The organism is Halorubrum alkaliphilum, from assembly GCF_017873815.1.
GTDB classification, from domain to species: Archaea; Halobacteriota; Halobacteria; order Halobacteriales; family Haloferacaceae; genus Halorubrum; species Halorubrum alkaliphilum.
Genome location: NZ_JAGGKQ010000008.1, coordinates 1 through 18,047, shown reverse-complemented (window position 1 = coordinate 18,047; position 18,047 = coordinate 1). Strand labels below are relative to the sequence as shown.

The 18,047-nt window shown below is 66.6% G+C and carries 25 protein-coding genes; 7 read left to right on the top strand and 18 right to left on the bottom strand.

Translation table 11 applies throughout. The features are described 5' to 3' along the window. Nucleotides 1-7: 7 nt before the first annotated feature. From J2751_RS07180 to J2751_RS07120, 13 genes are all read right to left on the bottom strand, one after another. Nucleotides 8-505 carry a cation:proton antiporter subunit C gene (locus J2751_RS07180; protein WP_209484602.1) on the bottom strand — a complete coding sequence of 166 codons (498 nt, stop codon included), beginning with the start codon at nucleotides 503-505 and terminating at the stop codon, nucleotides 8-10. Beyond that, nucleotides 502-1,134 (bottom strand): MnhB domain-containing protein, encoded by a 633-nt coding sequence (locus tag J2751_RS07175; protein WP_209484600.1) that lies wholly within the window; start codon nucleotides 1,132-1,134, stop codon nucleotides 502-504. Before J2751_RS07175 ends, J2751_RS07180 begins: the two co-directional genes overlap by 4 nt. Then, nucleotides 1,131-1,724 (bottom strand): DUF4040 domain-containing protein, encoded by a 594-nt coding sequence (locus tag J2751_RS07170; RefSeq protein ID WP_209484598.1) that lies wholly within the window; start codon nucleotides 1,722-1,724, stop codon nucleotides 1,131-1,133. The genes J2751_RS07175 and J2751_RS07170 overlap by 4 nt, the downstream gene beginning before the upstream one ends. Next, nucleotides 1,721-2,047 carry a monovalent cation/H(+) antiporter subunit G gene (mnhG, locus tag J2751_RS07165; protein ID WP_209484744.1) on the bottom strand — a complete coding sequence of 109 codons (327 nt, stop codon included), beginning with the start codon at nucleotides 2,045-2,047 and terminating at the stop codon, nucleotides 1,721-1,723. Before mnhG ends, J2751_RS07170 begins: the two co-directional genes overlap by 4 nt. Then, complete coding sequence (locus J2751_RS07160; protein ID WP_209484596.1) at nucleotides 2,047-2,352, bottom strand: cation:proton antiporter; 306 nt, start codon at nucleotides 2,350-2,352, stop codon at nucleotides 2,047-2,049. The genes mnhG and J2751_RS07160 overlap by 1 nt, the downstream gene beginning before the upstream one ends. Beyond that, nucleotides 2,349-3,548, bottom strand: coding sequence for a monovalent cation/H+ antiporter subunit E (locus tag J2751_RS07155; protein WP_209484594.1), 1,200 nt, complete (start codon nucleotides 3,546-3,548; stop codon nucleotides 2,349-2,351). Before J2751_RS07155 ends, J2751_RS07160 begins: the two co-directional genes overlap by 4 nt. A 148-nt stretch (nucleotides 3,549-3,696) precedes the next feature. Beyond that, the gene (gene coaBC / locus J2751_RS07150; protein WP_209484592.1) at nucleotides 3,697-4,866 is read right to left on the bottom strand and encodes a bifunctional phosphopantothenoylcysteine decarboxylase/phosphopantothenate--cysteine ligase CoaBC; all 1,170 of its coding nucleotides are present in this window, start codon (nucleotides 4,864-4,866) and stop codon (nucleotides 3,697-3,699) included. Between the two features lie 138 nt (nucleotides 4,867-5,004). Continuing rightward, entirely contained in the window at nucleotides 5,005-5,775 is a 771-nt protein-coding gene (psmA, locus tag J2751_RS07145) for an archaeal proteasome endopeptidase complex subunit alpha (protein ID WP_209484590.1), read from the bottom strand. Between the two features lie 4 nt (nucleotides 5,776-5,779). Further along, complete coding sequence (locus J2751_RS07140; RefSeq protein WP_209484589.1) at nucleotides 5,780-6,259, bottom strand: Rpp14/Pop5 family protein; 480 nt, start codon at nucleotides 6,257-6,259, stop codon at nucleotides 5,780-5,782. A 43-nt stretch (nucleotides 6,260-6,302) separates the two neighbouring features. Then, on the bottom strand, nucleotides 6,303-6,938 hold the full coding sequence (locus J2751_RS07135) for a class I SAM-dependent methyltransferase (RefSeq protein ID WP_209484587.1): 636 nt from the start codon (nucleotides 6,936-6,938) through the stop codon (nucleotides 6,303-6,305). Next, nucleotides 6,919-7,623 (bottom strand): RNase P subunit p30 family protein, encoded by a 705-nt coding sequence (locus tag J2751_RS07130; protein ID WP_209484585.1) that lies wholly within the window; start codon nucleotides 7,621-7,623, stop codon nucleotides 6,919-6,921. Before J2751_RS07130 ends, J2751_RS07135 begins: the two co-directional genes overlap by 20 nt. 926 nt (nucleotides 7,624-8,549) lie before the next feature. After that, the gene (locus J2751_RS07125; RefSeq protein ID WP_209484583.1) at nucleotides 8,550-8,747 is read right to left on the bottom strand and encodes a DUF5800 family protein; all 198 of its coding nucleotides are present in this window, start codon (nucleotides 8,745-8,747) and stop codon (nucleotides 8,550-8,552) included. Between the two features lie 75 nt (nucleotides 8,748-8,822). Then, nucleotides 8,823-9,002: a DUF5786 family protein gene (locus J2751_RS07120; RefSeq protein WP_209484581.1), complete on the bottom strand. Its 180-nt coding sequence runs from the start codon at nucleotides 9,000-9,002 to the stop codon at nucleotides 8,823-8,825. A gap of 153 nt (nucleotides 9,003-9,155) precedes the next feature. On the opposite strand from J2751_RS07120, the gene J2751_RS07115 reads away from it, so the two are divergent. Then, the gene (locus tag J2751_RS07115) at nucleotides 9,156-10,355 is read left to right on the top strand and encodes a polymer-forming cytoskeletal protein (protein ID WP_209484579.1); all 1,200 of its coding nucleotides are present in this window, start codon (nucleotides 9,156-9,158) and stop codon (nucleotides 10,353-10,355) included. A 41-nt stretch (nucleotides 10,356-10,396) separates the two neighbouring features. Here J2751_RS07115 and J2751_RS07110 read toward each other — a convergent pair whose 3' ends face one another. The 5 genes from J2751_RS07110 to J2751_RS07090 all read right to left on the bottom strand — a co-directional run bounded on the left by J2751_RS07110 (nucleotide 10,397) and on the right by J2751_RS07090 (nucleotide 14,112). Next, nucleotides 10,397-11,176 carry a ribonuclease H-like domain-containing protein gene (locus J2751_RS07110; RefSeq protein ID WP_209484577.1) on the bottom strand — a complete coding sequence of 260 codons (780 nt, stop codon included), beginning with the start codon at nucleotides 11,174-11,176 and terminating at the stop codon, nucleotides 10,397-10,399. A gap of 68 nt (nucleotides 11,177-11,244) precedes the next feature. Beyond that, a complete protein-coding gene (locus tag J2751_RS07105) occupies nucleotides 11,245-12,285 on the bottom strand; it encodes an NAD(P)-dependent alcohol dehydrogenase (RefSeq protein WP_209484574.1) in 1,041 nt (346 codons plus the stop codon). Nucleotides 12,286-12,343: 58 nt separating this feature from the next. Then, nucleotides 12,344-13,051 carry a metallophosphoesterase gene (locus J2751_RS07100; protein ID WP_209484572.1) on the bottom strand — a complete coding sequence of 236 codons (708 nt, stop codon included), beginning with the start codon at nucleotides 13,049-13,051 and terminating at the stop codon, nucleotides 12,344-12,346. Further along, on the bottom strand, nucleotides 13,048-13,767 hold the full coding sequence (locus J2751_RS07095) for a J domain-containing protein (protein WP_209484570.1): 720 nt from the start codon (nucleotides 13,765-13,767) through the stop codon (nucleotides 13,048-13,050). Before J2751_RS07095 ends, J2751_RS07100 begins: the two co-directional genes overlap by 4 nt. 87 nt (nucleotides 13,768-13,854) lie before the next feature. Next, the gene (locus tag J2751_RS07090; protein ID WP_209484568.1) at nucleotides 13,855-14,112 is read right to left on the bottom strand and encodes an MTH865 family protein; all 258 of its coding nucleotides are present in this window, start codon (nucleotides 14,110-14,112) and stop codon (nucleotides 13,855-13,857) included. A gap of 168 nt (nucleotides 14,113-14,280) precedes the next feature. Between J2751_RS07090 and J2751_RS07085 the strand changes: the two genes are divergently transcribed. From J2751_RS07085 to J2751_RS07060, 6 genes are all read left to right on the top strand, one after another. Further along, nucleotides 14,281-15,333, top strand: a complete 1,053-nt coding sequence (locus J2751_RS07085; protein ID WP_209484566.1) for a M42 family metallopeptidase — start codon at nucleotides 14,281-14,283, stop codon at nucleotides 15,331-15,333. A 133-nt stretch (nucleotides 15,334-15,466) separates the two neighbouring features. Further along, on the top strand, nucleotides 15,467-15,748 hold the full coding sequence (locus J2751_RS07080) for a 50S ribosomal protein L44e (RefSeq protein WP_209484564.1): 282 nt from the start codon (nucleotides 15,467-15,469) through the stop codon (nucleotides 15,746-15,748). Between the two features lie 2 nt (nucleotides 15,749-15,750). Beyond that, the gene (locus tag J2751_RS07075; RefSeq protein ID WP_209484562.1) at nucleotides 15,751-15,924 is read left to right on the top strand and encodes a 30S ribosomal protein S27e; all 174 of its coding nucleotides are present in this window, start codon (nucleotides 15,751-15,753) and stop codon (nucleotides 15,922-15,924) included. Nucleotides 15,925-15,942: 18 nt separating this feature from the next. Beyond that, a complete protein-coding gene (locus J2751_RS07070) occupies nucleotides 15,943-16,743 on the top strand; it encodes a translation initiation factor IF-2 subunit alpha (RefSeq protein ID WP_209484560.1) in 801 nt (266 codons plus the stop codon). Nucleotides 16,744-16,792: 49 nt separating this feature from the next. Continuing rightward, nucleotides 16,793-16,987 (top strand): RNA-protein complex protein Nop10, encoded by a 195-nt coding sequence (locus J2751_RS07065; protein WP_209484558.1) that lies wholly within the window; start codon nucleotides 16,793-16,795, stop codon nucleotides 16,985-16,987. 122 nt (nucleotides 16,988-17,109) lie between these two features. Continuing rightward, nucleotides 17,110-17,865 carry a proteasome assembly chaperone family protein gene (locus J2751_RS07060; RefSeq protein WP_209484557.1) on the top strand — a complete coding sequence of 252 codons (756 nt, stop codon included), beginning with the start codon at nucleotides 17,110-17,112 and terminating at the stop codon, nucleotides 17,863-17,865. Nucleotides 17,866-18,047: the final 182 nt, after the last annotated feature.

Genomic DNA, 18,047 nt, shown 5'->3' with positions numbered 1-18,047 from the left:
GAGCGGCTCACTCATTCGTCTCACCTCCGTCGGAGCGCGCGACACCCGCAGCGTCCGGCTCTTGACCGACCTCTGCGGGCAGCGACCCCTCCTCGCGCATCAGGTCTCGGAGGGTGTCGGCCCGAAGCGTCCCGTACTCGTCGTAGATCCGGATACAGAGCGCGAGCCCGACCGCGGTGAGGCTCACGCCGACGACGATGGCGGTGAGCACGATAACGTGTGGGAGTGGACTGGCGTAGGCCGCACCCTGCTCGGTCCCCGCAGGAATGATCGGGATCGCACCGCCCTCGACGTACGCGGAGACGACGAATAGCAGGAATATCGCGGTCTGGAACAGGTTGAGTCCGATCAGCTTCTTGATCAGGTTCGGATTGGCGATCATCATGTAGAGTCCGATACACAACAACAACGCGAACACCACGTACGCGTGGCGAGTGGCCAGCACGTCGAGCACTCCCGACGCTCCGATAACCGGCGCGGCCGAGAGAACGGAGGACGCGGTCATCGGTCGTCACCCCCGTCGGTTCGGGCGGTCGAGTCACCGGTACCGCTCGCGCCCCCCTCGGAGGAGAACCCACGCGCGAGCAGGAAGAACAGCCCCATGAGCACGCCGCTTACGATCGAGGCGATACCGAGGATCTCCACCGCCTCCATTCCGTACGTCACTCGGTTGATCCGCGAGAGCGGGACTGGGAGCAGTTCGTACTGAAGGAACGCCCCGCCTTGTGTCATCGTCACGATACCAATTCCAGCGAACACCAGCGTCCCGCCGACCGCGAGGCCGACGACGACCGTGTTCGCGAGCCACTCGCGGGTCGCCTCGATACCGAACGCGAAGGCGATCATGAACACGACCGCCGCCATGATCGCGCCGCCTTGGAACCCGCCGCCCGGCGAGCCGCCGCCGTGGAAGGTGACGAACAGTCCGTAGGTGAACGCGAACGGAGCGACCACCTTCACGGTCGGCATGATCACCTGACTCTCCGTGTACGGCGACCCCTGTCTCACCTCGGAGTCGAGCCGACCGGTTCGGGACGGGCCGTCAGTGTCAGAAGGAGCCCTGTCGCCGAAGCCATCGATACCCTCACTGGTGCCGTCGTCGAGGCTGTCCGAGCTTCCCGATCGATCGCTCATGCGAACACCTCCCGTCGTAACACGACGAGAACGGCGATCCCCGCGGCGAAGACGACGACCGCCTCGCCGAAGGTGTCGAACCCGCGGAACGCCGCGAGCACGGCCATCACGGCGTTCTCGACGCCGGTTTCCGCGTACGTTTCGGCGATGTACCACTGCGTAACGTCGACGTTGCTCCACGCGGGTGCGTCGGGGTCGCCGACGGCGGGGATCTCTGCCGTCGTCAAGAGAAGACCGACGAACAACAAGCCAGCCGCACCGGCGGCCGGGAGGTTCACCGACTCGAAGGCGACCTCGTGGTCGATACGGGTCGTCTTCGCGAGGGTGAGAAGCAACAGGATCGTCGTCACGCCGGCCGAGATGGCCGCCTCCGTCATCGCCACGTCGGGCGCGCGGTAGAACGTATACAATGCCGCCATCCCGAGGCTGTAGGCCCCGAAGACGATGACTGCGGCGAGCACGTCACGTGCGAGTGCCGTAACGATCGCCGTGAGGACGACGAAGACGAACAGGCTCGCCTCGATGGCGGTGACCTGTGCGATCACAGGCTGGGGTACGGAGCCGGCGGCGACGAGGTCGACTCCACTCATCGGCGCTCGTCACCCTCCGTCCACGGCACGATCCCCTCCTCGAAGGCGGCCCGGGCTATCGCGTGGGCCGCCGTCGGGTTCGTTACGAAGATGAAAAACAGCAGGATCACGGACTTGAATCCCGCACCCTCCCAGCCGATCACGAGCGCGACCGCGGCGAGCGCGAAGCCGGCCCCGAGCGTGTCGGCCTGTGAGGCGGTGTGTGCCCGCGAGTAGACATCGGGCAGCCGGATCACGCCCGTCATCGAGACGAACGTGAAGAACAGCCCGATGAGCACGAACAGGACGACCAGCCCGATTCGCACCGGTTCGAGCGTCTCGATCACAGGACTCCACCTCGCTCGACCGTGAACTTCGAGATGGCGACTGCCATCAGGAAGTTCAACAGGGCGTAGATCAGCGCGATGTCGAGGAACGTCGGCTCCGAGAGCGCCGCCCCCAACATCGCGAGGATGACGACCGTGTTGGTGCCGAGCACGTTCACCGCGAGCACCCGGTCCTGCATCGTCGGTCCCTTCACCGCACGGTAGAGCATGCCGACGGCGAGAACGACGAAGCCGGCCGCGGCCGCGAGCAGGAAGTCGCTCACGGTGTAGCCGGCGACGACCGTCGTTTCGACGAAACTCATTCGTCTGTCACCTCCGTCGTCTCGTCAGCGTCGCTTCCGGTGGGTGCGTCGCGCGTAGCGCCTGTATCGGTGTGTCGGCGATCGGTTTCGTCGCCGCCGTCCGCACGAGCGAGGGGGAGTTCTTCTGTCGCGTCCGGCCCCTGAAAGACCGCGACATCGTCGCGCTCGCGCGGGGTCGGAAGCCGAGCGGCCTCGCGACCGTAATAGATGAACCGGGTCCACCGCTCCAGGGAGCCGTCGAACAGTCCGTCCCGCGCCCACGGGATGAGCGACTGGACGTAGAGGTCCCCGTCACGCGCACGGACGGTCAGCGTTCCGGGGGTCAACGTGATCGAGTTCGCGAGCGTCATCAGCGGGAGACCGCTGCCGACGAGCACCCGCACCCGGTTCAACGTCGGGTCGATCGGGAGCCGGGGGTCGAGTATCACCCGCGCGACGACGAGATTCGATTTGAGTATCTCGAACAGCAGCACGGGAACGTAGACCAGCCCCCGAAGGACCCGCATCGGGGTCCGAGGGAACGACGGCTCGGTGTCGATACTGACCCGCGAGAGGGTGATCGCGACGATCGCCGCGCTCGCGACGCCGGTCAGCCAGTCAAACCAGTAGAGCGGATCGCCGAGGAGTAGGTAGAACGCAAACGAGGCACCGAACAGCGCGGCGAACCGCTTGCCGGTCGCCTCCTTACGTAGTCGTTCACGGCGCGTCGGGCGGGACACGGGTGCTTCCCGAACGACGAGGTCGGTGTTCGACAGTTCGAACGCCAGCGGCTGGAGCAGTGTCGTGTTCCCGACCGGCGTGTACTCCGGATCCAAAACGACGGAGTCTATTCCGTGATCGTCGGCGTACGTGACGATTTCGCGGGCATAATCGCCGGGGCCGAACAGGTACTCGTCGGCACCGACGACCGCGGTGGCGATCTCGACGCCTTCAACTTCGGCGTCGTCGAGGTCGGCGTCAGCCCACGCGGACACCCGGTCGAGAAGGCGTTCGGCGTCGGCGTTCCGTGCTGCCGTCTCGGGATCGTCCCGTCGCCACGAGGCGAGGACGACGAAGTGGATCGACTCGAACTCGCCGGCCGCAGCCGATTCGATGAGGTGTGTAACCGTGGTTCGGAGGGTCGACGTCGACTCGACGGGAACGACGACCGATCCGCGCTCGGGGGGCGGTGTGTCGTCGTCAGCCACCCGTGTCACCTCCCGCGGTGTCGGTAATGGCCGTCTGAATACACATGGTGATGTCTACCCGACGGGTGATTCTACCGACTCAAAACAGTTTGTATCCGTATCGACGCTGCCGGCTCCCGTGCCCACGAAACCCTGTCCGACACCGGCGTGTCGATGATCAATCGATCGTTTCGAGGATCCCGCCCAGCCGGTCGGCGATCCGTCCGGCGACGGCGTCCTTCGTGCCTGCTGCCTCCTCGGGATCGGTGCCGGGCGACCCCACGAGCAGGACCCGCGTGTGCTCTCCGCCCATCACGCTCGCGTCGTTGGCGACGACGAACGCGAGGTCGACGCGGTCGCGGATCCGCTCCGCCTCGGCGATCATCGCAGCGTCGTCACCCGCGGTCTCGGCTTTGAATCCGACGAGCGGGAGCTTCGGGTGCGCCTCCCGGACCGAATCGAGCAGTTTCGGTGTCGGCCGCAGATCGACCGATAGCGGGGAGCCAGAGCGGATCTTCTCGTCGACCGCGTCGGCGGTGAAATCCGAGATGGCCGCCGCCGACACCAGCGCATCCGCGGTCACTGCCGCCTCGCGGCAGGCCTCGATCATCTCGTCGGCAGTCTCGACCGCGAGCACGTCGGCGTAAGTCACGTCGCTGCCGTCGTGAACGAGCGTCACGTCCGCACCACGGACGTAGCAGGCGCGAGCGACCGCCCGTCCCGTCTTGCCGGACGCCCGGTTCGTCAGGATCCGGATCGGATCGATCCGCTCTTTCGTGGCCCCCGCGGTGACGACGACGTGGACCCCGGCAAGCGTGTCCGGCGTCGTCGCACGGGCGACCTCAGTGACGATCGCCGGCTCCGCCGCGATCTTCGCTTTTCCCTCCTCGACGCGGGGATCCGCAAACGTCACGCCCCACGCCGAGATCGTGTCGAGCGCGTCGAGCACGCCCGGGTGGTCGTACATCGGCTCGTGCATCGCCGGTGCCATCACGACCGGAACCCCCGCTCCAAGCGCGGTCGTCGCGCAGGTCGTCACGGGCGTGTCGTCGACCGCCGCGGCGATCTTTCCCGCGGTGTTCGCGGTCGCTGGCGCGAGAAGCAGCACGTCGGCCCACCCCTCCCGGCCACAGAGTTCGACGTGTTCGACATCACCGGTGATCTCCGTGACGACGGGCTCGTCGGTGGCGAAGTCGACCGCCCACGGGTGTACGATGTTCGTCGCGGCGGGTGTCATGACCGCGCGCACGCTCGCGCCCTGCCGGCGCAGTTCGTGGGCGAGTTCGACGACCTTCACCGCCGCGATGCTGCCCGACACGCCGAGCGCGACGTTGACGCCCTCCAACATTATCGGGATGGTTGTCTCTGCGAGGGATTATAAGGTGGTGGTGTGGAGCGAGCCGTTCGGCCGGGAGAAGAGGATACGGTGTGCGCGGTCGTCGCCGCCGTGTGGAACGAGCAGGAGCGTGACGGGGGACGGGTCGCGTTACTCCTCGGTCTCGTCGTCGCCGTTCTCGTCGTCCTCGGTCGGAAGCAGGTCGCGCTCCGCGAGGACGGTTTCGAGCTGCTCGTCCGTCCGCTCGGTGTACCGTTCGTCGTCCACCGTGATCGTGGCGACGCCGACTCCCTCGGGCGTCAGCTCGCCGTCATTCGACTCGGCGAGGGTATCGAGCGCGAGGCCGACCGCCTCATCGGTGGAGAGTCCAGCCTCGTACTTGTCTTCGAGGTAGTCGCGGAGGTCGCTCCGGTCGGAGCCGATCGAGAGCGCCTGCCACTCGTAGGGCGTGCCGGAGGGATCCGTCTCGAACAGGCGTGGCTCGCCGTCCTCGATCCCGCCGACGATGAGCGCGACGCCGAAGGGGCGCGCCCCGCCGATCTGGGTGTACTGCTGGATGTGGTCGGTGATCGTCTTCGTCAGGTTCTCGATGCCGATCGCCTCGCCGTAGCGGAGGCGGTTCACCTGCGCCTGCTGGCGCGCGAAGTCGATGAGCTGGCGGGCGTCCGCGACGTGGCCCGCGCTCGCGACGCCGACGTGGTCGTCGGCCTTGTGGAGCTTCTCGATGCTCGCCGGCTCCATCAGCGGGGAGCGAGCTCGCTTGTCCGCGGCGAGGACGACGCCGTCCTCCGCGCGGATGCCGACGCTCGCGGTCCCCCGTTTCACTGCCTCCCGGGCGTACTCGACCTGGTAGAGCCTGCCGTCGGGAGAGAAGATGGTGATTCCTCGGTCGTACGCCTGTTGTTGGGATTGGCCCTGCATGATATCACTCGATGTCGAACGCCGCCGCGCCGACGTACCCCGACCCGACCCGAACGTCGTACACGTCTCCACGCACGACGGCGGTCTGATCGGCATCCTCGAACGCGACGTCTCGCTGTGTCGAACTGCCGGCCGCGCGACCCATATATCTTTCTTCACAGGCACGCACCGTCCCCGAAACCCCGCGTATCCGGATCCCGACGGGATCGTCGTCGACCTCGCTCACGCACGCGATGGCTGCACGCGCGTCGTCGAGGTGTCCGTGCCGGACCCGAACGACGGCTTCGCCTTCCCCGTCCGAGAAGGAGAAGGAGAGCAACTTCAACCCGGCGTCCGCGCTCCCCGTGTCGCCGAGGAGGTTGCCCGCACCGTACCACAGCGCGCGCTGGAACCCCCGACGGTCGACGTCGGCGTCGGGCCACGCCTCCAACCCGACGGCGACGTATCGCCATCGCGGTCGGAGGTGTTTCGGGAGGTGTTTCACGGACCGAACACCCCTACACCGGTCGTTGGCGCGCGCGCCGCCATCATTCCGCCCCCGGAACCTCGTCGCCCGAGCCGATCCGTTCGGCGACGAGAACGCCGACCTGGTCGTGGACGCGCTCCGCGACCGTCACCGCGAAGCCGACGTCGGTGAACGCCTCGACGAGCGTGCCGACCGTCGCCGGGTCGTCGACCTCGGGGCTGTAGAACGGCTCCTCGGGGTTCGGCTCGCCGAAGAAGGTTACGTCGCCGAGGACGATCCGGCGGGCCCCCGTCTCCGCCATCACGCGGATCGCCTCGCGCTTCTCGTCGTCCGCGAGGTGGTGGAGCGCGAAGTTCGAGGTGACGATGTCGATGTCGACGTCGCCGAGGTTCGGCTCGCGGAACTCGCCGTACGCGAACTCGACGTTCGTGATCCGTGCTTCGGACGCCTTGCGTCGGCCCTGCTCCATCATCCCCTCGCTGATGTCGCGGGCGAGCACTCGTCTCGCGTCCGGCGCGAGCGCGAGGGCTATTGCCCCGGTGCCGGCACCGAAGTCCGCGACGGTGTCCTCGGGCCCCGGATCGGCATAGGAGACGACGAGGTCGGCACAGGCGTGATATTCGTCGCTCTTGGAGTCGTCGTACTCCGCCGCCTTCTCCGAGAACCGCTCGGCGTGTTCATCGACCGGTTTCTTCATGTCTCCCACGTCGGACCCCCGGCTCTATGAAGGCCCCGGAGCGTCGCTCCCGGTTCCGCTCCGCGATCTCCCGCCACGCACGGAGCCCGTCGCGAACCCATTCGGGGTCGAAGCCGGCGCGCTCGGCGACGGCGACCAGCTCGCGAGGTGGTCGGAGTTCGAGATGGGAGGTTGCGTTCGCACTGACGACGTGGGGGGCGTCGTAGTAGGTCACGATCTCGCGGAGCTTCCGTAGGTCCGAAAGCGCCCGCACCCGCTTGCCGCCGGTCGCGCGCAACACCGGCCCGAAGTCGAACTCCACGTGGACGCCGTTGTCGCGGGCGGCCTTCGCGAGAACGTGGTTGAACCCGCCGGAGTCGCCGTTCGGCCGGACGAGCACGTCGATGCGGGGTTCCTCGACCGCGTACCGGTTCAGCCCGTCGTCGCCCCCGACGACACAGACGAGCGTGTGATCGGGGCGGCGAGAGCCGACCGCGCCGGACGCGGCCGTCCGATCGCCGGCATCGATCTCGACCGCGTCGACCACGTCGATCCCGTACTCCTCGGCGATGTCGGAGTAGGTGGCGGGATCCGCGCTCGTCCCCGTGCGGACGACTACCCCGTCGTACCCGTATCGTGCCGCGGTTGCCGCGTGACGCGCGACGGTGGTCTCGCCGTCCGGGTGTGCGTGGACCGCCTCGTACATGGACCACGTTTCTCATCGGCACGGTATCGGCGTTGCGCTTTCGGGACGGGCGGGTTGAACGGGTGGAGTCCCTTTTCAGGATCGGACCGTCGTCCTACGGCCGACCGTCGGAGACCACGTTTCGAGTGATTTCGGGAGTAGATCGCAGATCGATAGCAACGAGATCGTATTTAAAAGGTATTTGAGCGGTAGCGACGATATTTTATAAGTAATCGATGCGGTGGCGCGCCCCGGTTCGCGCCCTTTTAAGTGCGCGAACCGCGAGGGACCGAGGGTCCCTCTGGCAGCCGGCGCTACGCGCCGGCGACGACGGCGCGAGGGAGTCGGCGACCCCCGCCGAGCGGTCCGGCGGGGGTCGCCGACAGGGCGAGAGCAAAGCTCTCGCTTGCAACCGGCGGCAAAGCCGCCGGTGACGAGGCTGGGGAGGCCTGAGGTGCGATTGCTGTGTGGGTGGGACTCAAAGGGGCAGTCGCCGGACTACGTCCGGCTGCCCGAGGCGCGGAGCGCCTCGCTGCCGTTGCGGGCGGCGTAGGCGTTCACGAGAGCTCCGCTCTCGTGAGCCAATCAGAACGCGCAGCGTTCTGATGACGACGCAAGCACCGCAGGAGCGAACGGAGTGAGCGACGAGGAGCGTGGTTCGAGAGAGCGAAGCTCTCTCGTCATTGCCAGAAATCGGAGATTTTTGGCTAGCAGTCAGAACTCAAAGAGTTCTGACGACATCCCGAAAATCTTCGATTTTCGGACGACAGCGAGCGTACGCCGCCCGCACGGCTGGGGCTTTGAAGCAGTTCACCGCCGATCCGCAGTCTCTGATTTATAAACGGACGACTGGAGCTTTCAACTTGTCCACCCTCCCGTCAGATACTTATAAACGTCCGTCTCACCGAGGACTAACACGGAGCCACGGGTCGGCCGGAGACGACCGACTACAACACGTCGCCGATGCGGACCGGTTCGCCGTTGAGTTCGGGCTCCTCGGCGATGATCTGGAGGACCTCGTGATCGGTCACGTCCCGGTATCCCTTCCCCGTGGCCTCCTCGATCAGATCCTTCTCCAGTTCGAACTCGGTGCCCTGATACACGACGTCGACACCGTCCTCGTTGAACGTCAGCTCGGTGCTCATACGGCATCGTAGCCGACCGACTGATAAAAGCGGCGTGACACGAGCGTCTCCGTCGTCGGTCGGTCCGATATCGAGTTACTCGTCGTCGTCGTCCTTCATCGCGGCGAGGCGGCCGACGAGTTCGTCGGTGTCGTCGCCGCCCTCGACGGAGACGTCGCCGTCGTGTTCGTGCTCGTGGACGTTCACGGCGTCCTCGTCGTCGGTGTCAACCTCCTGTCCCCCCTGCTCGCTTTCGTCGTACGATCCGAATCCCATACTACGGCTTTCGGGAGGTCAGTGAAAAAGGCGGTGACCGCCGCGTGCTGCGACACGGCTCCACACACCGGGTGAGCGACGGGGGTGTCTGTGCGTCCGACGTGCGTCTGACTCCCCCTGTCGTTTATATTTCCCGGGTGACTGCTACCGGGTGTGCCAGTACGCGGCGGCAGTCCGATAGACGAACTCGCGGTTCCTTCGGGAACCACCGTCGAGGAGCACGACGTCGTCGTCGACGGCGACGTGCTCGTCGGCGGTCAGTCGACGGTCGAGTTCGGGCTCCGCGGCCGCAACGTCGCGATCGGCGAGCGCGTCGAGGTGGACGACGACATCGAGGCCGACGGCGACTGTCGGCTTGACACGTGGTGTACCGTCGACGGCAACGTGCTCGTCGGCGAGGACGCCTACCTCGGCGAACGCGTCACCGTCACGGGTCGACTGATGGTCTCCGGCGACCTCGACATCGGCGACGACGTGAACATCGAGGAGGGGTTCGAGGCGAACGGCTGGATCGTCATCCGGAACCCGGTCCCCACCCTTGTCTTCTACTTCATCGTGCTCTCACAGCTGCTCAGGGCGGGCGAAACCGACGCCGCCGACGAGCTTGCCGAAGCCCTTGCCGACGGCGACGACGTGCGCGATCCCCTCCTGATCCCGCGCGGCGCGGAGGTCTCCGACGACGCCTGGCGGGTGTCGACGCCCGCGACCGTTGGCGACGACTGTCGGATCCACGGGAACCTGCGTGCGGAGTCGATCACGGTCGGCGAGCGCAACGAGGTGTTCGGCTCGCTTCGGGCCCGCGAGGGCGTGTCCGTCGGGGCCGACACCACGATCCACGGTGACGTCACGACCCGGAATGGAACGGTCACCGTGGAGGCGGGCGCACGCGTCCTCGGGGACGTGTCCGGCGGCGACCTCGTGATCTACGAGGGTGCGGAGATCGACGGCAGTCTCCGGGCCCGTGGCGAAATGAAGCTGATCCAGTCGACGGGCGAGCCCGGATCGGACAATGAGCGGATCGAGGAAGATGAGTCGGACGATGCGGAGCGGTCAGACGATGCGGAGCGGTCAGACGATGCGGAGCGGTCAGACGATGCGGAGCGGTCGGCGTCCGAAGCCGGCGTCGACGCCGCCGAGGACCGCGATGACGACGACGCCGAGGACGCCAGCAGCGAGAACCTCGGTGACGGTGACGACACGGAGACCACGGACGGTGAACACGGCGTGGACGATGGACCGGATGGCGACACGAACGGTACTGACGGCACGAGTAGCGCAACGGATCTTCCTGAAAGATCGGCCAACGACGAGACGATGAACGAAGCCATCGAAGACACTGCCGACCCGCCGTGATCGGTTATGCGCTCCCCGTGAGTTCCGTCAGCTTTGTCTGATCAGTTCCGGTCCGCCGCACCGCCGACGATCGGTTGGAACACGTCCTCGTGGAGCGACTCCGAGACGACATCGGCGAGCGTTCGCAGGTTCTCCGTGTCCTCGCGGTTGTACGACACCAGCGTGTCGAGCGCGTCGTCGTCGTCTCCGCGCTCGTACTCACGCCACAGCCGGACCGCGTCGCGTCCGGACAGGTCGGGGCGGTCGCGACCGATCCCAATCTCCTTCTCGATGGGTTTCAGCCCGCCTGAGAGCCCGATCCGCTTACACGGGTACATCAGATCGAGGTGGGGCGTGTCGACGTCGATCCCGAAGGAGGTCTCCAAAAACGGGACATCGAACCGCGCACCGTTGAACGTCGCGAGCAAGTCGGCGTCCCGGAACTGTGCTTCGAGGCGGCGAGCCGTGAGGTCGTCGCCGGCGACGAGCGTGGTCGTCTCGCCGTCCTGATGAAAGCTGACGGTCGTCACTCGGTCGCGGCGTTCGTCGAGGCCGGTCGTCTCGATGTCGAAAAAGCAGGTCGTGTCACGGAAGTTCTCGTAGAGCCGCCAGCGCTCGCCGCTCGGAAACCGCCGATCGAAGTACGGGGCGTCCCCGTCGTCGAGGTGAGCCCGCGCGTCCGCGATGAACGACTCGATCCGGCCGGCTGTCGTCGAGCCGACGCCGGCGACGTCGACGTCGCGGTCGAAGTCGTCCCACGTCCGAACACCCCGCTCCCAGAGACGGCGTTCGGTTCGCTCGCCGACCCCCTCGACCGGGATGAAGCTGTTCTCGATTCGCATGTACGGTTCCGGGCGGCGCGTGGGCAAAAACCTCGCGGAGGTCGCGCGGAGGCCGTGCGGAGTCGTCGTCAGGGGACGATGACCGCTCGCCCGTCGATCTCGCCGTGTTCGAGCATCTCCGCGACATCGTTCACTTCGTCGAGATCGTACCGGCTCGTGTGGAGGTCGACGTCGCCCTGCTCGACCAGCGCGACGAGTTCCTGGAGCTCGGCATAGCGACCGACGATATTGCCGACGAACGAGAACTCTCCGTTGACGAGCGCCTGTGCCGGCTCGTGGATGTGACCGCCATACCCGATGATGTGGTGATCGCCACCCGCAGCGGTGATGTCGGGCGCGTACGCCGTCGTCACGTCCTCGCCGACGAAGTCTAACACCTGTGCGGCGCCGGTACCGTCGGTGATACCCTCCAACTCCGCCGGAACGTCGGCATCGGTCGGGTTGACGACGTGATCGGCGCCATAGCGCTGGGCCAACTCCAGCGCGGACGGTTTCACGTCGACGGCCGTGATCCGCGCGGCGCTCATGGCGTTCAGACACTGGAGGCCGATGTGGCCGAGTCCGCCGACGCCGATGACGACGGCGTGGTCGCCGGGGTTCAGCTCCGAAACGGCCTTTTTGGCGGCGTGATACGCCGTAATCCCGGCGTCCGCGTGAGGCGCGATGTCGATCGGTTCGACGCCACTCGGCAGGGGGATCACTGACCGCTCGCTCGTGTGGAGGTACTCGGCGAACCCGCCGTCAGTTGTCAGTCCGTTGAACGCGTCGTTCTCGCAGTACATCGTCTCGCCGAGCCGGCAGGGGCGACACGTCCCACAGGTCTGGACGGGGTGACAGATCACCGGGTCGCCCTCGGAGACGAGTTCGACCTCGGAGCCGGTTTCGACGACGGTGCCGGCGTTCTCATGGCCGAGCGTCATCGGTAGCGGCTGTGGCACGTACTGCTCCCACATCCCCTCGATGATGTGGTTGTCCGTCTGACACCACCCCGCGCCCTCGACGGCGACGATCACGTCGTCGGGCCCCGCCACTTCGGGCTCGGCGACCTCGTCGATCGAGAGTCCGCTCGTCATGTCCTCCGTGTACTCGTGGAGTCTGGCTGCTTCCATATGACAGACGTGATCAGGAACGATCATAAACGTTAGTTGTTAACACTCCGCAATTGGCTCACAATAGTGACCTGAACTCCCCCAGCGGCGGGAATCGAAGCGGCTCGCCGCTGCCCGGCTCGATAACGATCGGCTCCAACCGGTTCGCGTCGGCGACGAGCGGCGTCTCGAACTCGTCCGTCGCCACGTTTCCCACGTCGACACCCGGCGCGAGGCGGGTGAACGCGGGGAGACAGAGCACGTCGCCGGCGCGATAGGTTTCGTTCCCGTACAGGAAACAGGGTCGTCGGTCGCCCTCGATCTCGATCGTCGGGTGGACGTGGCCGAAGACGTACCGATCGCCGCTCCGTCGAGGGGGCTCGTGACCGTGGCAGATCACGGCCCGTGGTGTCCTCGTGTCCTCGCCGACCACGTACTCGTCGTGGACGATCCCGTCCCACGCCGCCGAAAGCGCGCTATCGTGGTTGCCGGCGACGAGTTCGAGAGTCGCGTCCGCGTCACGACAGGTCTCCGTGAGGCGATCGAGGGTCTTCAGACTCCGAGCGCTGACTCCATCGAACGTGTGGACGACGTCGCCGGCAACCACGACCGTCTCGGGTTCGAACCGTTCGAGGAGCGACGCGAGCCGTTCGTGGAGGTCCTCTCGCTCGCCGATCGGGAGGGCGACCGCGGACGACTCGTCGCGTCCGACGTGGAGGTCCGCAAGCACGAGCACGTCCGGCACTTCGAAGTAGGCGGCTCGGTCGGCGAAGGCGACGTCGTTCATCGACGGGAGTCCGACCGGGGTGCGCGACCGGTTCTCGATCCCCGTCTCGCGCGGTCGGTCGGATTCCCGCCGTTCCGGGACCCGGAGCGCGATCCGCCCTCAGCGTGGTCGCTCGCGGTCGCGTACGCCTCTTGGACGCGCATGAACGCGCCCTCGTCGCCGCCGCGGTCCGGATGCGTCTCCTTGACGCGCTCACGGTACGCCCGCTTCACCTCGTCGCTGTCGGCGTCCGCGGGCAGTCCGAGTTCCGCGAAGGCGTCGTCGACAGGGTCATCGCGCCGCGGCCGGTCCGGATCGGGGCCCCAGTCGGGTTCCGTCACGTCGAACGGAAGCCGGCGTCCGAGCCCCCGCCCGGGCATCTCGTGTTCACAGAGGACGGTGTAGACCCCCTCGCCGTCGAGCCGGAAGTAGTCGTGCGCGTCGAACGTGACGGCTACCTCGCGCTCGGGGAGATAGAAGGGGACGGTGACGCCGCCGACGGGGTGGTCCTCGTGGAACCGCTCGCCGATCGCCGTCAGGTACGACCGGATCTCCGCGTGTCGCCGGTCGTCTCCCGCCGATCCTGTCGTCTCCGACGTCCCGATCTTGGGCTCTGGCGTCGGCGCGAGGCGGTTGCCGAAATAAAACACGAGCGCGACGCCGACGGACGCGAGGATCCCGAGGGCCGCACCTAAGAGGACCCACGGCGGAACGACGATGGCTCCCTCAGCGGTCACGCTCCTCGTTACGGTTCCGTCCGTATCAACCTCACGTCGAAACGGGAGTGATCTCGTCCCGAAACGGGGACGGTTCGAGCCGAGCGTTCAGATCATGCCTTTCGCTTCGAGTCCCTCCAGGATATCGTCGACGAGGGACTCGACGTCGTCGTAGGGGAACTCCTGTTCGCTGCCGAGTTTGGCGGCCATCTCCATGGCGGTGAGACTCACGTCGCCCGCCTCGAACTTGGTACCCGGCCCGTTCGGGAGCGCCGGCACGAGATCCATCTGGTTCTCGACCGGGTAGTCGGCACCGCCGAACGCGTCCATGAACTGTTCGCGGAGTTCCGCTTTGACGTCCGTCATACACTGGTGTCCCCGGAGCGGCCGCAAAAGCGTTGCGGAACAACGATAAACTGGTTTGTCGTTTTAGAAAGGAGGCGAGACGTTCCGAGACGGGTAGCCCCCGTCGGATAGGAGGCGACCCGTGCCGGAACCTGCGGTACTTTGACCTTGGCGTCGCCAGCGATCGACATGGTGTTCGATTTCGACTACGATCTGTTGTGTGAGCTGACCGAAGCGCGGGGCGTCCCCGGCTACGAGGATGACGTGCGCGAGGTCGTCCGCCGGGAGTTCGCGGACCGCGTCGACCGCGTGGAGACCGACGCGATGGGGAACGTCGTCGGAACGATCGAGGGCGACTCGGACTACTCGGTCGCGGTCGCCGCCCACATGGACGAGATCGGGTTCATGGTTCGACACGTCACCGACGAGGGGTTCGTCCAGGTCGACCCGCTCGGCGGCTTCGACGCGCGCGTGCTCCGGGCACAACGCGTCACCGTCCACGGCGACGAGGACCTCACCGGCGTCATCGGGTCGGTCCCGCCGCACACGCTCACGGAGGAACAACGGGAGACGGACGACGAGGTGAAAGACGTGTTCATCGACCTCGGCCGCGACGCCGAGACGGTCGCGGATCTGGTGAGCGTCGGCGATCTGGTCACCCTCGACCAGACGACGACACGAATGGGGAACCGGGTGACCGGAAAGGCGCTCGACGATCGAGTCTGTGTGTTCGCGATGCTTGCGGCCGCGGCGCGGATAGCGGATCCGGACGTGACGATCCACTTCGCGGCGACGGTTCAGGAGGAGGTCGGTCTCCGCGGGGCGAGAGCGCTCGGCGTCGACATCGACCCGGATCTGGCGGTCGCGCTCGACGTCACGGTCGCCAACGACGTGCCACAGATAGCGGGAGAGGCCGACGCGGTGACGGAACTCGGCGCGGGGACCGCGATCAAGCTCAAGGACTCCTCGGTGATCACCAGTCCGAAGGTCCACGGCCGGCTGACCGACGTCGCGGAAGCCGAGGGGATCGACCACCAACACGAGGTGTTGCCCGCGGGCGGCACCGATACCGCCGGCTTCCAGAACACCCACGGCGCGAAACCCGTCGGCGCGATCTCGATCCCGACCCGGTATCTCCACACGGTAACGGAGACCGCCGACGGTGACGACGTTGCGGCGACGATCGACCTGCTGACGGCGTTTCTGGAGTCCGAGACCGGCGATCACGACTACACGCTGTGAGGAAGAGTACGCTCTCGCGGGGTATCCGACGACACCCCGCGAGAGCCGAGATAGACACGCGTCGGGGACGGGCCGTCACAGACCAAACCCGTTTTAAGCGTCGGCGACGAACCGCGTCACAAGGTCGATATCCATGGAAATGCCACGTCGTTTCAATACGTACTGCCCTCACTGTGACTCCCATCAGGAGCACGAGGTCGAGAAGGTCCGATCGGGTCGAGCGACCGGAATGAAACGCGACGCGCGACAGCAGCGCCGCGCGCTCGCGACGATCGGCAACGCCGGCGGGTACTCGAAGGTGCCCGGTGGCGACAAGCCGACGAAGAAGACCCACCTGAACTACCGCTGTAGCGACTGCGGGAAGGCCCACATGCGCGAGGGCTGGCGCGCGGGCCGGCTCACGTTCCAGGAGTAAGCATGGCGGGAAGCTTCCACCTTCTGGCCTGCGGCGACTGTGAGAACGAACAGGTCGTCTTCGGCAAGGCCTCCTCGACGGTGTCGTGTGCGGTCTGTGGCACGACGCTCGCGACGCCAACCGGCGGGGAGGCGGAGCTACACGGCGAGATAGTCGAAACCGTTGAGGCGCGGTAACCGCCTCGCCGCTCCGTCATGAAGTACAGCGGCTGGCCCGAACCCGGCGAACTGGTGGTCGGCGACGTCGACGAGATCGCCGACTTCGGCGTGTTCGTCGATCTCGACCAGTACGAGGACAAACGCGGCCTCTGTCACATCAGCGAGGTCGCCTCCGGCTGGATCAAGAACGTCCGCGACCACGTCCGCGAGGGACAGACCGTCGTCGCGAAGGTGCTCGAGGTCGACGAGTCCTCGAACCAGATCGACCTGTCGATCAAGGACGTCAACGAACACCAGCGCAAGGAGACGATACAGGACTGGAAGAACGAGCGCAAGGCCGACAACTGGATGCTGATCGCCCTCGGCGAGGATGTCGACGACGACCGGTACACCGGCGTCGCCAACGCGCTCTTAGTCGAGTACGAATCGCTGTACGACGCCTTCGAGGCAGCCGCGATCAGCGGCGACGAGGCGCTTGAAGACGTCGACATCGACGAGGAGGCGGCCGACGCGATCGTCGCCGCCGCCCGGGACAACGTCTCGGTCCCCTACGTCGACGTCACCGGCTACGTCGACCTCGAATCGCCGGCATCCGACGGCGTCGACGACGTCAAAGCCGCCCTCGAAGCGGCGGAAGGAAACGGCGAGATCCCCGACGGCGTCGAACTCGATGTCGGCTACGTCGGCTCACCGGAGTACCGGATCAAGGTCCGCGCGCCGGACTACAAGACAGCCGAACACCAGCTCGAGGCGGCCGCGGGACGCGCTCGCGAGTCGATCGAGTCCAACGGCGGGACCGGCGGCTTCCACCGCGAGCGACGCGAGGACGACGAGTAGCCCGTTCGGTTCGTTTTCAGCCACCACGCGCCCTTTCACGTCATCACTCATGCACTCGGATATTCGGGTCTGTGCGAACTGGGAGACGACCCATGACCGACCGGTGTACACGCTCGGCGACAGGTGTCCGGTCTGTGACGGTCCCGCGGCGAACAGCGCCCCGGCCCCGTTCGACCCGACCGATCGCTACGGAGAATACCGTCGGCGGGCACGGCCGGCCGGGCCGGACGAGCAGGACGAATAGGACGGGCGGACGAGTGGATGTTGCCGGAAACGGACGGTTCTCGCTGATCGGGAAGGTCGGGCGTCCGCGTCGCGACGACCGAATAGCCACCCTCTTGTGACTGCCACCTCTCTAGATCCGGTATGGACGACATCGAGATCGACGAGGTGGCGACGCCGGAGCTCGACGACCCGGTACTGATCGAGGGGCTTCCGGGCGTCGGCCACGTAGGGAAGCTCGCGGCCGAACACCTCCTCGAGGAGTTCGACGGCGAGCTCGTGCGACGGGTGTACGCGACGGAGTTCCCGCCACAGGTGAGCGTCGAGGGCGAGGACGGCGTCGCGTCGTTGACGTGTGCGGAGTTCCACGCGGTCGACACCGGGGGCTCCGACCTGCTCGTGTTGACCGGGGACCACCAAGCCGGGTCGAACGAGGGTCACTACCGACTCACCTCCACGTTTCTCGACGTCGCCGAGTCGTTCGGCGCGGAGCGGGCGTTCGCGCTCGGCGGCGTGCCGACCGGCGAACTCGTCGAGGAGTACACGGTGCTCGGGGCCGTCTCGGAGGCATCGCTGGCCGATGAGCTCCGGGAGGCCGACGTCGAGTTCCGTCCCGACGAGCCGGCCGGCGGGATCGTCGGCGTCTCGGGGCTCGTGTTGGGGCTTGGCGGTCGACGCGGTATCGGGGCGGCGTGTCTGATGGGTGAGACAAGCGGCTACCTCGTCGATCCGAAGAGCGCACAGGCCGTGCTGGAAGTTCTTGAGACCATGCTCGACTTCGAGGTCGACTACGCCTCCCTCGAGGACCGTGCCGAGGAGATGGAGGAGGTCGTCGGTAAGATCCGCGAGATGCAGGACGGACCCGCGGTCCCCGACGACGACCTACGGTACATCGGGTAGGAGCCGACGACACCGCCGGGGTGCCCGGCAGGTGGTGAACGCCATCCCGCTGTGATCGCGTGGACACAGTGGTGAGCGATAGCAGGTGTAACCGACCCCACCCTACTTCGCTCACCCTGACGGGTTCGCTCGTGGAGGGTGGGGCTTTGATGTGGGACTCGCCGTCAGTTGTCGCAGGGGAG

Excerpts from the sequence above, each read along its gene's own strand:
- J2751_RS07085 (WP_209484566.1), top strand. The coding sequence starts at position 14,281 with ATGGTGTTCGATTTCGACTACGATCTGTTGTGTGAGCTGACCGAAGCG.
- J2751_RS07170 (WP_209484598.1), bottom strand. The coding sequence starts at position 1,724 with ATGAGTGGAGTCGACCTCGTCGCCGCCGGCTCCGTACCCCAGCCTGTG.
- J2751_RS07090 (WP_209484568.1), bottom strand. The coding sequence starts at position 14,112 with ATGACGGACGTCAAAGCGGAACTCCGCGAACAGTTCATGGACGCGTTC.
- psmA (WP_209484590.1), bottom strand. The coding sequence starts at position 5,775 with ATGCAGGGCCAATCCCAACAACAGGCGTACGACCGAGGAATCACCATC.
- J2751_RS07105 (WP_209484574.1), bottom strand. The coding sequence starts at position 12,285 with ATGGAAGCAGCCAGACTCCACGAGTACACGGAGGACATGACGAGCGGA.
- coaBC (WP_209484592.1), bottom strand. The coding sequence starts at position 4,866 with ATGTTGGAGGGCGTCAACGTCGCGCTCGGCGTGTCGGGCAGCATCGCG.
- J2751_RS07100 (WP_209484572.1), bottom strand. The coding sequence starts at position 13,051 with ATGAACGACGTCGCCTTCGCCGACCGAGCCGCCTACTTCGAAGTGCCG.
- J2751_RS07135 (WP_209484587.1), bottom strand. The coding sequence starts at position 6,938 with ATGAAGAAACCGGTCGATGAACACGCCGAGCGGTTCTCGGAGAAGGCG.
- J2751_RS07075 (WP_209484562.1), top strand. The coding sequence starts at position 15,751 with ATGGCGGGAAGCTTCCACCTTCTGGCCTGCGGCGACTGTGAGAACGAA.
- J2751_RS07160 (WP_209484596.1), bottom strand. The coding sequence starts at position 2,352 with ATGAGTTTCGTCGAAACGACGGTCGTCGCCGGCTACACCGTGAGCGAC.
- J2751_RS07070 (WP_209484560.1), top strand. The coding sequence starts at position 15,943 with ATGAAGTACAGCGGCTGGCCCGAACCCGGCGAACTGGTGGTCGGCGAC.
- J2751_RS07060 (WP_209484557.1), top strand. The coding sequence starts at position 17,110 with ATGGACGACATCGAGATCGACGAGGTGGCGACGCCGGAGCTCGACGAC.
- J2751_RS07110 (WP_209484577.1), bottom strand. The coding sequence starts at position 11,176 with ATGCGAATCGAGAACAGCTTCATCCCGGTCGAGGGGGTCGGCGAGCGA.
- J2751_RS07180 (WP_209484602.1), bottom strand. The coding sequence starts at position 505 with ATGACCGCGTCCTCCGTTCTCTCGGCCGCGCCGGTTATCGGAGCGTCG.
- J2751_RS07125 (WP_209484583.1), bottom strand. The coding sequence starts at position 8,747 with ATGAGCACCGAGCTGACGTTCAACGAGGACGGTGTCGACGTCGTGTAT.
- J2751_RS07065 (WP_209484558.1), top strand. The coding sequence starts at position 16,793 with ATGCACTCGGATATTCGGGTCTGTGCGAACTGGGAGACGACCCATGAC.
- J2751_RS07120 (WP_209484581.1), bottom strand. The coding sequence starts at position 9,002 with ATGGGATTCGGATCGTACGACGAAAGCGAGCAGGGGGGACAGGAGGTT.
- J2751_RS07175 (WP_209484600.1), bottom strand. The coding sequence starts at position 1,134 with ATGAGCGATCGATCGGGAAGCTCGGACAGCCTCGACGACGGCACCAGT.
- J2751_RS07130 (WP_209484585.1), bottom strand. The coding sequence starts at position 7,623 with ATGTACGAGGCGGTCCACGCACACCCGGACGGCGAGACCACCGTCGCG.
- J2751_RS07080 (WP_209484564.1), top strand. The coding sequence starts at position 15,467 with ATGGAAATGCCACGTCGTTTCAATACGTACTGCCCTCACTGTGACTCC.